Here is an 11572-nt window from a genome sequence, read left to right as displayed (position 1 = left end):
TGGGACCATGAGCGACAACGCCCCCCTCCTCGCCATCGCCCGCTCGATCGCCGTCGAGGCGGCGCACCTCGCCCGCCAGCGGCGGGAGGACGGTGTCGAGATCGCCGCGTCGAAGTCGTCTCCGGAGGACGTGGTGACGGCCGCGGACCGGGAGGTCGAGGAGCTGATCCGCCGGCGCCTGGCCGAGGCGCGTCCGGACGACGGCTTCCTCGGCGAGGAGTCGGGGTCGGGGGGCGGCACGAGCGGGCTGACCTGGGTCGTCGATCCGATCGACGGGACCGTCAACTACCTCTACGGCATCCCCTCCTACGCGGTCAGCATCGCTGTGGTGGAGGGGGAGCCGGATCCCGCGACCTGGACCGCGCTCGCCGGCGCGGTCGTGAACGGAGCGACGGGCGAGGTGACCACGGCCAGCCGAGGCGGGGGAGCCGAGCGGGACGGAGTCGCGCTGCAGGTCTCGGCTCCCTCCTCCCTCTCGCTCGCGCTGGTCGGCACCGGCTTCGGCTACGACGCGGGCCGCCGGATGCGTCAGGGCGCCGTGGTGCAGGAGCTCCTGGGCTCGGTCCGCGACATCCGCCGCATCGGCTCGGCGGCGCTCGACCTGTGCTCGGTGGCCACCGGGCAGCTGAACGCGTACTACGAGCGGGGCCTGAACTCGTGGGACCTCGCTGCGGGCGCCCTCATCGCCGAGGAGGCGGGTGCGCGGGTCGCGGGACTCGACGGCGCACCCTTCGGCTCCGGGCTGCTCATCGCGGCACCGGATCCTCTCTTCGCCGAGCTGGAGGATCTGCTGCGCCGCCTGCGCGCGGACGAGGTGTAACCGCTCTCCCAGGCCGAGCCGACAAGGATTCCATGCGCCGAGAGGCGGATCGGCGCAGGATCCCGCCGGGGCTCGCCGCGCGTCGTGCCCCGATCGCGCCTGTGCGCGGCGGCCTCTGGCCGGATCCCGCCGGCCGTGGTTATCCTTTATGAATTCGTGATGTTCGCACAGGCTGCGCTCACGGAGCCGAGCGGTGCCTCTCCCTGGAGGCCCGCTCGTCCCCTGCCCCCGACGGAAGACATCGATTTCGTGAGCCCCGATTCGCCCGCCCCCGCTGCCCCTGCATCGACCCCCGGCGAATCGACTCCACCCCTCTCCCGTCGCGAGCTCCGCGAGCGCGAGCGCGCTCTGGCCCTCGCCTCCGACGTCTCGCTGGCGAGCGGCTCCGACGACCTCCTCGCGGCTCCCACGGCGGAGCAGCTGCGCGAGGCGGAGCGCCGCGTCGCCTCGGTCCGCAGCGCCCCGGCGCCCGTCCCCGCTCCGCGCGTGACGCCGCTCCGGCCCGTGCGCCGGGCCCGGGTCGGCGGACTCGTCGCCCTCTCCTTCGTCGCGGCCATCGTGGCGGCGACCTCTCTGCCGGCCACATCGCTCCTGACCGCGGAGGACGTGCAGGCGCAGAGCCTCTCGACCCCCTTCGGGGCCGACGCCCGCCGCGGCGCGCAGTCGTTCGTCGCCGGCGAGGTCAGCGCCGAGACGGTCGCCCGCGACGGGTTCGGCGTGCAGGAGCGCAAGACGCAGACCAACGTCGCCGACATCGTCCGCACCTCCGACACCGGCTTCACGAACGACCCGAACGCGTCGATCCAGTGGCCCTTCGCCGTCGGCGTGCCGGTGGGCGACCGCTTCGGCTACCGCAACTGCGCGGGCTGCTCGGTGAACCACGGCGGCACCGACTTCAACCCGGGCGACGGCTCGCCCATCCAGGCGATCGCCGACGGCGTCGTGCGCACGGTCATCGACGGCGAGGGCTCGCTCGGCGTGCACGTGATCGTCGACCACGAGATCGACGGGCAGCTCGTCTCGAGCGTGTACGCGCACATGCAGCACGGCTCGGCGGCCGTGTCCGAGGGCGACCCGGTGAAGGTCGGTCAGCTCCTCGGCCTGGTGGGCACGACCGGCATGTCGACCGGCCCGCACCTGCACTTCGAGATCCGCCTCGACGGCGTGACGAAGGTCGACTCCTACCTCTGGCTCAAGGCCAACGCCGGGCGCTGACCCGGCGGCGGGACGCGGGAGCCGCCGGGCGGACCCCGCGGCCCGCTACTCCGCGTGCAGCCAGACCGTGGTGTCGGCGGGCAGCGCCGGCTCGTGCAGCTCCTCCGAGGACAGCACCACGGAGCCGACGGGCAGCTCGACCGGAGCCTCGCCGAGGTTCGCGATCACCGTGACGGCTCCGTTGCGGAACGCCACGACGTCCTCCGGGTAGCCCTCGAGCCATTCGACGGCGCCGGAGCCCAGGTCCTCGGCGCGGCGCACCGCGAGCAGGGACCGGTACAGCTCGAGCGTCGAGCCCGCGACACCGCGCTGGCGGTCGCGCGCGAGCGGCGTCCAGTCGCCGGGCTGCGGCAGCCAGGAGTCGCCGGTGCCGCTGAAGCCGTACGCGGGTGCGTCCGCCTCCCACGGGATCGGCACCCGGCAGCCGTCACGGCCGTAGCGCTCGCCGCCCGTGCGGAACCAGGTCGGGTCCTGACGCGCCGAGTCCGGCAGGTCGATCGCCTCGGGGAGCCCGAGCTCCTCGCCCTGGTAGACGTAGGCGGAGCCGGGGAGCGCGAGCATGAGGGCGGTCGCGGCACGAGCGCGGCGCAGCCCCAGGACGGGGTCGGGGAGTCCGGGCGTGCGCGGGCCGATGCCGTAGCCCTGCGGGTTGTCGGACGTCAGGGCCAGGCGGCTCGCGTGGCGCACGACGTCGTGGTTCGACAGCACCCACGTCGACGGGGCGCCGACGGCGGCGAAGGCCTCGACGGAGGAGTCGATGATGTCGCGGAGGGCGGGTGCGCTCCACGGGGTCTCGAGGTAGGCGAAGTTGAAGGCCTGGTGCATCTCGTCGGGGCGGACCCAGCGGGCGAGCTTGGAGAGGGGCTGCACCCACGCCTCGGCGCAGAGCACGCGGTCGTCCGGGTACTCGGCGAGCAGGGAGTGCCAGTCGCGGTAGATCTCGTGGACGCCGTCCTGCGCCCAGTAGGGGGCGGTGGCGGGCTCCTCGCCGTCGGCGGGAGCGACTCCGCCCATCGACCCGCTGTCGGCGGGCGGCGTGTAGTCGGGCAGCCCCTCGGCCTTGATCATCCCGTGCGCGACGTCGACGCGGAAGCCGTCGACGCCGCGGTCGAGCCAGAAGCGGAGGACCTCCCGGAAGCGCTCGCGCACCCACTCGTTCGTCCAGTCGAAGTCGGGCTGCGAGGTGTCGAAGAGGTGCAGGTACCACTGGCCGGCCGAGCCGTCGGGCTCCATGACGCGGGTCCACGCGGGGCCGCCGAAGACCGATTCCCAGTTGTTCGGGGGCAGTTCGCCCGACTCGCCCCGGCCGTCGCGGAACAGGTAGCGCGCCCGCTCGGCGCTGCCCGCGGGAGCGGCGAGCGCCTCCTGGAACCAGCGGTGGGCGCTGGAGGAGTGGTTGGGGACGAGGTCGACGATGATGCGGATGCCCAGGGCGTGAGCGCGGGCGAGCATCGCGTCGAAGTCGGCGAGGGTGCCGAAGAGCGGATCGACGTCGCAGTAGTCGGCGACGTCGTAGCCCGCGTCCTTCTGCGGCGAGGTCATGAAGGGCGAGAGCCAGATCGCGTCGACGCCGAGCTCGGCGAGGCTCTCGAGGCGCGAGGCGATGCCGGGCAGGTCGCCGATGCCGTCGCCGTCCGCGTCCGCGAAGGAGCGCGGGTAGATCTGGTAGATGACGGCGGTGCGCCACCACTCGGCTCCCCGGCGGTGCTCGGCCTCGGAGTCGGGGCCGGGGGAGTTCTCGGGCGCGCCGGAGAGAGCGGAGTCCAGGGTCATGGGGTCGAGTTTATCGGGCGGCTCAGGGGCGCCGGGGGCACGCCCCCCGCCGTCCCGTACAGTCGACGGGTGATCGAAGAGACGCCGGACGAGGCCCGAGCCCGACGCCGACGGGCGCTGCTGTGGGTGGTGCCGCTGCTGGTGCTGCTGGTCGGCGGCCTGGTCGCCGTCACCCTCGCGATCGGCGGATTCGCGCTGCGCAGCATGACCGGCGCCTCCGCCGTGCAGCTCGTCCTCGTCGCCTAGGCGGTCGCGGCCGGGCCGTCCTCGTCCTCGGGCGGGGGCGCGGAGGAGGTGCGCGCCCGCTCCTCGGACGCGTGCGCGGTCTCGGGCCCGGTCGCGCGGGCCTGCTCGTCGGCGCGGGTGACCGCCTCCGCGAGCTCGTCGGCGACGAGGTACCCGGGAGAGACGGCCTCGGCCCGGTAGGCCGCCCGGCCGACCATGTGCGCCGAGACGGGCACGGTCAGCAGCTGGAAGCCGATCACCAGCACGATGGTCCCCGCGGCGGCGAAGCCGGGGTTCCGGATGGCGACCGCGAGCATCACGCAGATCAGTCCGAGCACCTGCGGCTTCGTGCCCGCGTGCATCCGGGAGAGCAGGTCGTCGAACCGCATCAAGCCGATCGCGGCCAGCAGCGAGAGCAGGGCGCCGACCAGCAGCAGCACAGCGGTGAGCACGTCGAAGAACAGGTCCATGTCAGTCCTCCTCGCGGTTGGCCATGAACTTGGCGACGCTGATCGATCCGAAGACGGCGAACAGCGCGAGCCCGAGCGCGACGGGCAGGGTCCGCGCGTGGTGGTTGACCGCCATCTCGGCGCCGATCCCGCAGATGATCGTCGCGACGAGCACGTCGGCCGCGACGACCCGATCGAGCACGGATGGACCGCGGAGGATCCGCGCGAGCGCGAGCAGGCAGGCGGCGCCGAAGACCGGCACCAGGATCCAGATCAGCCAGTCGATCACCGGACCACCCCCGATCCGGCCTCGATCGGCCGATTCACGCGCTGCACGTCCTCGCGGGAGCCGATGGCCCGGACGATGCGCGCTTCCGTCCGGAGGACCGTCCGGCGCACCTCGTCGATCCGCTCGCCCTCGTCGTGGGTCACGCCGAGCACGTGCAGGTAGAGGACGTTCAGCTGCGGGTCCACGTCGATCACCAGGGAGCCGGGGACGAGCGAGACGGCCTCCGTCGTCCAGACGAGCATCCCCTCGGAGCGGCTGCGCAGGTGCACGGCGACGATGGCGTTGTGCACCGGGACCGGCAGGGTCAGGATCTGCCAGGACACCCGCACCGAGGCCACCGCGATGTCGGCCAGCAGGCGCAGGAGGAAGAGGAGCACGAACCACGGGTTGATGCGGTTCGAGAACTCGACCGGCGGCAGGTAGAACACCCGGGTGATCAGCAGGGCGACCAGGAAGCCGGTGACGATCGACAGCACCGAGACGTCGTCCCAGAGCAGCACCCAGATCCCGACGAGGGTCACGAACATCGCGACGCGGTTCCAGATGTCGACGCGGCGGCGGGGGCTCATCGCGGCCCCTCCTCTCCGAAGGACGAGTCGCGGTAGACGGTCGCGATGTAGGTCGCGGGGTCGGCGACCGCGCTCGCCGCTCGCTCGCTCGCGTCGTAGAGGGGACCGGCGCCGACGGTCAGCACGACGCCGACGACGACCATCCCCGCGGTGGCGAGCACCATCATCGGCGGCGAGTGGCGGGTGCGGATGCTGCCCGTGTCGTGGGGGTCCTCCTGCAGCTGGTCGATCAGGGGCGACTCGTAGCCGGGCACCTCCTCCTGCCGGCGCCAGAAGACCATGTTCCAGACGCGCGCGACGGCGTAGAGGGTCAGGAGCGAGGTGACGGCCCCGGCGGCGATGACGGCCCAGATCAGCCACGACGGCTGGTCGACGGCCGACTCCGTGCCGGCGACGAAGAGCCCCACCTTGCCGAGGAAGCCGGTGAACGGCGGGATCCCGCCGAGGTTCATCGCGGGGATGAAGTAGAGCAGCGCCAGCAGCGGCGAGGCCTTGAGCAGCCCGCCGAGGCGCAGGATCGAGGTGGTACCGCCGACGCGCTCGATCAGGCCGGTCGCGAGGAAGAGCGTCGTCTGCACCGTGATGTGGTGGATGACGTAGAAGATCGTCGCCGCGTAGCCGGCCGGGGTGCCCACGGCGATCCCGAAGACCATGTAGCCGATGTGCGAGACCAGCGTGAAGGACAGCATCCGCTTGATGTCTGCCTGCGCGACGGCGCCGAGGATGCCGACGATCAGCGTCAGCAGCGCCACCACCAGCAGCACCTCGCTCAGCCTCCCTCCGGGGAAGAGCAGGGTCTCGGTGCGGATCAGTGCGTACACGCCGACCTTGGTGAGGAGTCCGGCGAAGACGGCGGTCACCGGCGCCGGAGCCGTGGGGTAGGAGTCCGGGAGCCAGAACGACAGGGGGAAGACGGCCGCCTTGATGCCGAAACCGAGCAGCAGCACCACGTGGAGCACCAGCTGCACGTCGGCGGGGAGCTCGGCGATGCGGATCGAGAGCTGCGCCATGTTGACCGTGCCGGTGGCGCCGTAGAGCAGACCGATGGCCGAGAGGAAGAACACGCTCGAGACCAGGCTGACGACCACGTAGGTCGTGCCGGCGCGGATCCGCGGCGCGGTGCCGCCCAGGGTGATCAGCACGTAGCTCGCGGCCAGCAGGATCTCGAAGCCGACGTAGAGGTTGAAGAGGTCGCCCGCGACGAAGGCGTTGAGGATGCCCGCCGAGAGGATCAGGTAGGTCGGGTGGAAGATCGTGACCGGCGTCTCGCGGTTGCCGTCGACGAGGCCCTGGCCGACCGAGAACAGCAGGACGCCCAGCAGGGTGATCGAGGTGATCACGAGCATCAGCGCGGCGAGCGGATCGACGACCAGCACGATGCCCCACGGCGGCTCCCAGCCGCCCACGTAGACGGCGCTGCCGCCTCCGTCGCCGGTGAGGACCAGCACGAGCATCACCGAGGAGATCACCAGAACGCTCGAGAGCGTCACGATGTTCACGGTGATCTGCGCGCGCCGGTGGCGTCCGAGGATCAGCGCGACGGCCGCTCCCAGGAGGGGGAGGGTGACGACGAGCGGGATCAGGGCGTTCATCGGTCCTCCTTCCTGTCGTCGGTCATGGCGCTCTCCCCGTGCTTGGCGGCGGTGCCCTCGTCGCTGGACTCGAGCAGGACGTCGAGCGCCCGGTCGTCGGCGGTGGTCTGGGCCGAGATGCCCGCCGCGTCCTCGCGGACGGAGGCGTCGGTCTCGTCGTCCTCCACCTGGTCGGCGTTGGCGAGGCGCCAGCGCCGGTAGATCATCGCGAGGAGGAAGGCGGACACCCCGAAGGTGATCACGATCGCGGTGAGGATCAGCGCCTGCGGCAGCGGGTCGGCCATCTCGGCGGCGATCTGCTCGTAGGAGCGCCCGTCGTCGGTGACGAACGGCGCGATGCCCGAGCGGCCGGCCATCAGCAGGATGAGGATGTTGGTCGCGTTCCCGACGAGCAGGAACCCGATCAGGATGCGGGTGAGGCTGCGCTCGAGCATCTGGTAGACGCCCGCCGCGTACATCACCGCCATCACGACGACGAGGACGAGGGTGATGCTCATGCGCCGTCCCCCCTGCCCGGTCCGCCGACGACCGTGGAGCCGGTGGGGAGCGAGGTCTCGAGCCCGTCGACCGTGCCCTGGCCGGGGCCGGGGGTGCTGTCGGTCGAGTGCGTGACGCCGTCGCCCGAGGGGGAGCCCTGCTCGGCCTCCTCGCCGTGGCGGTCGACCTCGCCGCCGAGGCTGCGGAGGATGTCGAGGGCGAGGCCGATCACGATCAGGTACACCCCGATGTCGAAGAGGGTGGACGTGCCCAGGTGGAGCTCGCCCAGCACCGGCACCTCGAGGTCGAGCCAGCTCGATTCGAGGACCTCGAGGCCGAAGGCGAGGGAGGAGACGGCGGTGCCGACGGCGAAGAAGAGGCCGAGTCCGAGGACCTTGCCCGCGTCGATCGGCGCGGCCTCGCCGAGCTCGAAGCGGCCGCCGGCGAGGTAGCGCGCGACGAGGGCGAGACCGGCGAGCAGGCCGCCCGCGAAGCCTCCGCCCGGGGTGTTGTGTCCGGTGAAGAGCAGGTAGACCGACACGATCATCGCGGGGTGGAAGAGCAGGCGCACCAGCACCTCGAGCACGATCGAGCGGTTCTCCGGCCGGAGCGTGCGCCCGGCGACGAGCCAGGAGCCCCGGTCGCCGTCGCGCTCGGCGTCGGCGGAGGAGGTGGTCAGGTCCATCGCGCGCTCGCGGCGGTCGTCGGCGCTCTGCGACTCGAGGCGGGGAGCGCCTCCGGCCCGGCTGGAGAGGAAGATCAGGCTCGCGACGCCGGTGGCGACCACGACGAGGACCGAGATCTCGCCCATCGTGTCCCAGGCGCGGATGTCGACGAGCAGGACGTTGACGATGTTGCGGCCCTTGCCCTCCTCGTAGGCGAGGCGGGGCAGCTCGGCCGAGATCGGCGTCGCGGTCCGGGCGCCGAGGGCGATGGTGGCGGCGAGGGCCATGACCGCTCCGACCGCGATGCCGATGACGGCGCGCAGGCGCTTGCGCATCGGCTGGTGCTTCGCAGCGATGCGGGTCGGGAGGCGGCGCAGCACCAGGACGAAGACCACGAGGGTCACCGTCTCGATCAGCGCCTGGGTGAGGGCGAGGTCCGGTGCGCCCTGCAGGGCGAAGAGGGCCACCATCCCGTAGCCGGTGGCGCCGGCCAGCAGCACGGCGGCGACCCGGTTGCGGGCGATCGCGCACAGCACCGCCGCGAGGATCATCACGGCCGCGACCGCGAGCTGGCCCGGGCTGTCCCAGAAGACGAGATCGCCCGGCCAGGTGCGGTTGAGGGCGGCCGCACCGCCGACGCCGAGGACGAAGACCGCGAAGATCACCGTCAGGTAGCGGGGGAGCGAGCCGCGCTGGACGGACTCGGTGACCGTGCTGGCGACTCGGTCGAGCCAGCGGACGGTGGCCCAGTAGCCCTCGGCCGAGTCGATCCGGTTGGGCAGCATCGACTGGGCGCGCGCGACGGCGACGCGCTTGGCGAAGAGCAGGAGTCCGACGGCGATCACGAGGGCGCTGAGTGCCAGCGCGGGCTCGAAGCCGTGCCAGAGCGCGAGGTGGTAGCCGCCGTGGTCGGAGGCCTCCGCGGCGGCGGCGAGCTCCGGGTCGGCGTCCGGAGCGGCGTAGGGGAGGGTGTCCGCGTAGACGGCGACGAGCGGGTCGAGCACGGAGGCGGCGATCCCGCCGATCACGCTGGCGGCGGCCAGCAGTACCGGGGCGACGGTGAAGGTCCACGGCTCGGCGTGCAGGTGCGTGTCCTCGAGCCCCTTCTTCCGGGCGAAGGCGCCCCAGAAGAAGCGCGCGGAGTAGGCCACGGTGAGGATCGAGCCGAGGACGAGGCCGACCAGCGCGACCCAGGCCCAGAACGAGCCCTGCTCGATCGCCGAGATCAGGCTCGTGAACACGGCCTCCTTGGCGACGAAGCCCAGCAGCGGCGGGATGCCCGCCATCGACAGCACGCCGACGAGGGCGGCGCTCGCGAGCACCGGCGCCTGCCGTCCCAGGCCGCTGAGCTTGCGGAGGTCGCGCGTGCCGGCGCGGTGGTCGACGATGCCGACGGTGAGGAAGAGCAGCGCCTTGAAGAGAGCGTGGGCGACGAGCAGGGTCAGTCCGGCCAGCGCGGCGTCGCGCGAGCCGAAGCCGACGGCGACGGTCAGGAAGCCGAGCTGGCTGACGGTGCCGTAGGCCAGCACGAGCTTGAGGTCGTACTGCCGGAGCGAGCGCCAGCCGCCGACGAGCATGGTCCAGACTCCGACGCTCACCACCACGGGCAGCCAGACGGAGTCGTCGGCGAAGCCCGGCGCGAGGCGCGCGACGAGGTAGATGCCGGCCTTCACCATCGCGGCGGCGTGCAGGTAGGCGCTGACCGGCGTGGGAGCGGCCATCGCGGCCGGCAGCCAGAAGTGGAACGGCACCAGGGCCGACTTCGAGAACGCGCCGAGCAGCACCAGCACCAGGGCCGTCGACACGATCGGGCCGGAGGGGGCGGCGGCGACGATCCCGGAGAGGCTGGTGGTGCCGGCCTGCACGATTAGGACGATGACCCCGACCAGCATCGCCAGCCCGCCGAGAGTCGTGACCAGGAGCGCCTGGAGACCGGCACCCCGGCTCTCCTTGCGCCCGCTGTAGTGGCCGATGAGGAGGTAGGAGAGGACGCTCGTCGCCTCCCAGAAGACGAAGAGGATGATCACGTCGTCGGCCGTGACCAGCCCGTACATCACTCCGGCGAACGCGGACAGGAGCGCTGCGAACCGGCCCAGCGAGGGCTCGTCGCGGCTGAAGTACGTCGCGCAGTAGGCGAGGACCAGGGCGCCGACTCCGCTGACCACGAGGGCGAGGACGATCGAGAGCGCGTCCAGGCGGAAGGAGAGGGCGATGTCGAGCGCGGGGATCCACGGCACGGACTCGCGGATCTCGCCGCCGTCGAGGATCGTCGGCAGGGCGGTCGCGGTGGCGACGAAGCTCGCGGCCGGGATCAGCGCCAGCGCGTAGAACGTCTTCGGCCCGAACCGGTCCACCAGCCAGGGGGTCACCACGGCGATCGCGAACGAGATCACGAGGATGAGGAGCATCACATGTTCCTCCCAAGGTGTACCCAGCGCATAAGTCGGTCAAGAATATCGGAGCGCCCTCCCGCGCAACCTGAGTGCGGAGAGGCTTGACGGCCCCGTCGTGATCCGCCAGGGCCCTACCGTGGGGAGCATGGCCCGCTCGCTCCTCCCCGACCAGCTCTGCCGACTCCGCGTCCACGACCTCGCGACGGGGGAGTCGACGACCGTCTTCGAGTCCGACTCCGTCCTCGTGGAGGCGCCGAACTGGACTCCGGACGGCTCCGCCCTGATCGTGAACGGCGACGGCGGCCTCTTCCGGCTGCCGCTCGAGGGGGCGGCCGTGCTCGAGCCGATCCCGCTCGACGGGGTGCCGGCCGAGCTCAACAACGACCACGTGCTCGCCCCGTCCGGCGGGCTCGCCTACGTCTCGGCGCGCGACGGGCACCTCTACGCGGTCGAGCTCGACGGCTCCGCCCCCGCCCGCCGCCTGACCGCCGAGCGCGAGGGCGCGCGCTTCAAGCACTACCTGCACGGCGTCTCGCCCGACGGCGCGACCCTCGCGCTGATCGGCGGCGGCGACGCCTCCGGGCGGTGGCGGACCGACGTCTACACGATGCCAGCCGGAGGAGGCGCGCTCACCGCCCTGACCGACGACGAGCCGGCCGACGACGGCGTCGACGTCTCGGCCGACGGCCGCACCCTCGTCTTCAACTCCGAGCGGGCCGGAGGCGGGGCGCAGCTGTTCCGCATCGGTCTCGACGGCTCCGCGCTCTCCCGCCTGGTCGAGTCGGACACGGTCGACTGGTTCCCGCACGAGTCGCCCGACGGCGCGCACCTGCTCTACCTCGCCTATCCGGAGGGGACAGCCGGGCACCCCGAGAACGTCGACGTCGAGCTGCGGCTGCTCGACCTCCCCGGGCGCGCGACGCTCGAGCCCGGCCGCGTGCTGGAGCGCCTCCACGGCGGGCAGGGGACGATCAACGTCTCCGGCTGGGCGCCGGACTCGACGCGCTTCGCCTACGCCGACTACCCGCGGCGCTGAGAGCCTGAGTCCTTGCCGCGCATGCGCGGGAGGGGGATCGATCACGGCGGGGAGCGGGTCTTGAATCGG

At 72.3% G+C, this 11572-nt stretch carries 11 protein-coding genes; 4 read left to right on the top strand and 7 right to left on the bottom strand.

Annotation, left to right across the window (positions count from 1 at the left end):
• Window positions 1-7 precede the first annotated feature (7 nt).
• Together C5C50_RS02805 and C5C50_RS02800 are read left to right on the top strand one after the other, a co-directional pair.
• Entirely contained in the window at window positions 8-820 is an 813-nt protein-coding gene (locus tag C5C50_RS02805) for an inositol monophosphatase family protein (protein WP_104272790.1), read from the top strand.
• Window positions 821-1069: 249 nt separating this feature from the next.
• The gene (locus tag C5C50_RS02800) at window positions 1070-2035 is read left to right on the top strand and encodes a M23 family metallopeptidase (protein ID WP_181133878.1); all 966 of its coding nucleotides are present in this window, start codon (window positions 1070-1072) and stop codon (window positions 2033-2035) included.
• Window positions 2036-2080: 45 nt separating this feature from the next.
• On the opposite strand, the gene C5C50_RS02795 is transcribed toward C5C50_RS02800, so the two are convergent.
• Window positions 2081-3808, bottom strand: a complete 1728-nt coding sequence (locus C5C50_RS02795; RefSeq protein WP_104272788.1) for a glycoside hydrolase family 13 protein — start codon at window positions 3806-3808, stop codon at window positions 2081-2083.
• A 69-nt stretch (window positions 3809-3877) separates the two neighbouring features.
• Between C5C50_RS02795 and C5C50_RS16825 the strand changes: the two genes are divergently transcribed.
• Window positions 3878-4054, top strand: coding sequence for a hypothetical protein (locus tag C5C50_RS16825; protein WP_181067860.1), 177 nt, complete (start codon window positions 3878-3880; stop codon window positions 4052-4054).
• Here C5C50_RS16825 and mnhG read toward each other — a convergent pair.
• From mnhG to C5C50_RS02765, 6 genes are read right to left on the bottom strand one after another with little or no spacing between them, the layout of a single operon-like run.
• Window positions 4051-4503, bottom strand: coding sequence for a monovalent cation/H(+) antiporter subunit G (gene mnhG / locus C5C50_RS02790; protein ID WP_244229587.1), 453 nt, complete (start codon window positions 4501-4503; stop codon window positions 4051-4053). The genes C5C50_RS16825 and mnhG overlap by 4 nt on opposite strands.
• 1 nt (window position 4504) lies before the next feature.
• On the bottom strand, window positions 4505-4771 hold the full coding sequence (locus tag C5C50_RS02785) for a monovalent cation/H+ antiporter complex subunit F (protein WP_308471828.1): 267 nt from the start codon (window positions 4769-4771) through the stop codon (window positions 4505-4507).
• Window positions 4768-5340, bottom strand: coding sequence for a Na+/H+ antiporter subunit E (locus C5C50_RS02780; RefSeq protein ID WP_104234245.1), 573 nt, complete (start codon window positions 5338-5340; stop codon window positions 4768-4770). Before C5C50_RS02780 ends, C5C50_RS02785 begins: the two co-directional genes overlap by 4 nt.
• Complete coding sequence (locus C5C50_RS02775; protein ID WP_104223613.1) at window positions 5337-6932, bottom strand: Na+/H+ antiporter subunit D; 1596 nt, start codon at window positions 6930-6932, stop codon at window positions 5337-5339. The genes C5C50_RS02780 and C5C50_RS02775 overlap by 4 nt, the downstream gene beginning before the upstream one ends.
• Entirely contained in the window at window positions 6929-7429 is a 501-nt protein-coding gene (locus C5C50_RS02770; protein ID WP_104223614.1) for a Na(+)/H(+) antiporter subunit C, read from the bottom strand. Before C5C50_RS02770 ends, C5C50_RS02775 begins: the two co-directional genes overlap by 4 nt.
• Window positions 7426-10482, bottom strand: coding sequence for a Na+/H+ antiporter subunit A (locus C5C50_RS02765; RefSeq protein ID WP_104272787.1), 3057 nt, complete (start codon window positions 10480-10482; stop codon window positions 7426-7428). The genes C5C50_RS02770 and C5C50_RS02765 overlap by 4 nt, the downstream gene beginning before the upstream one ends.
• Window positions 10483-10612: 130 nt before the next feature.
• Between C5C50_RS02765 and C5C50_RS02760 the strand changes: the two genes are divergently transcribed.
• A complete protein-coding gene (locus tag C5C50_RS02760; RefSeq protein ID WP_104268588.1) occupies window positions 10613-11503 on the top strand; it encodes a PD40 domain-containing protein in 891 nt (296 codons plus the stop codon).
• The last annotated feature ends 69 nt before the right edge of the window (window positions 11504-11572 follow it).

It is taken from the genome of Rathayibacter sp. AY1D9 (assembly GCF_002932395.1).
Taxonomy (GTDB): Bacteria; Actinomycetota; Actinomycetes; order Actinomycetales; family Microbacteriaceae; genus Rathayibacter.
The sequence above is the reverse complement of the archived record's forward strand: the minus strand, read 5'-3'. Positions and strand labels throughout refer to the sequence as shown.

What these genes read in the sequence shown, in the direction of transcription:
- C5C50_RS02760 (WP_104268588.1), top strand. Translation starts at nt 10,613, where the DNA reads ATGGCCCGCTCGCTCCTCCCCGACCAGCTCTGCCGACTCCGCGTCCAC.
- C5C50_RS02805 (WP_104272790.1), top strand. Translation starts at nt 8, where the DNA reads ATGAGCGACAACGCCCCCCTCCTCGCCATCGCCCGCTCGATCGCCGTC.
- C5C50_RS02780 (WP_104234245.1), bottom strand. Translation starts at nt 5,340, where the DNA reads ATGAGCCCCCGCCGCCGCGTCGACATCTGGAACCGCGTCGCGATGTTC.
- C5C50_RS02765 (WP_104272787.1), bottom strand. Translation starts at nt 10,482, where the DNA reads ATGCTCCTCATCCTCGTGATCTCGTTCGCGATCGCCGTGGTGACCCCC.
- C5C50_RS02795 (WP_104272788.1), bottom strand. Translation starts at nt 3,808, where the DNA reads ATGACCCTGGACTCCGCTCTCTCCGGCGCGCCCGAGAACTCCCCCGGC.
- C5C50_RS02770 (WP_104223614.1), bottom strand. Translation starts at nt 7,429, where the DNA reads ATGAGCATCACCCTCGTCCTCGTCGTCGTGATGGCGGTGATGTACGCG.
- C5C50_RS02775 (WP_104223613.1), bottom strand. Translation starts at nt 6,932, where the DNA reads ATGAACGCCCTGATCCCGCTCGTCGTCACCCTCCCCCTCCTGGGAGCG.
- mnhG (WP_244229587.1), bottom strand. Translation starts at nt 4,503, where the DNA reads ATGGACCTGTTCTTCGACGTGCTCACCGCTGTGCTGCTGCTGGTCGGC.